The following is a 367-nucleotide window of genomic DNA, read 5'->3' as shown; positions in this document are numbered from 1 at the left end:
ACAGGCGCTGAGTGGTGGCGCCGTCGCCAGCGGCCGCCGCCGTCGATGTCGGCGAGACCGAGATCGCGCAACCATCGCACCAACGAGTTTGGTGCGAAGTCCGACGTCCAGGCCGGATAATATGTGCGGCAACGTTCGGCGATCTCGCCGAACGTCATCGTATTTTCATCGCGCAAATCGGAGAGAACGAGCCCGAACCCAAAAACATTGCGCACGAAGGTCGGTGTCAGCACGTCGGCCGCCGCGCTGCCTTCGAGCAATGCTTTGCCCGATGGCCCCGGTGTCAGCACCGAACCATCGACCTTGAGAAGACTGAGCGAGACCGCTTGTGCGATCACGTTTTGTCGTGCCGTCTGCTTCAGACCAG

General features: G+C 61.6%; 1 protein-coding gene. It reads right to left on the bottom strand.

Features of this window, described 5'->3' with window-relative positions; all coding sequences use genetic code 11:
- The coding region (locus CVH10_RS25440; RefSeq protein WP_146143037.1) for a hypothetical protein at window positions 1-338 on the bottom strand (338 nt) is incomplete at its 3' end.
- Window positions 339-367 lie beyond the last annotated feature (29 nt).

This window comes from Halomonas sp. ND22Bw, from assembly GCF_003011945.1.
In the GTDB taxonomy this organism is placed as follows: domain Bacteria; phylum Pseudomonadota; class Gammaproteobacteria; order Pseudomonadales; family Halomonadaceae; genus Halomonas; species Halomonas halophila.
This window is presented reverse-complemented; position numbering and strand designations above follow the sequence as displayed.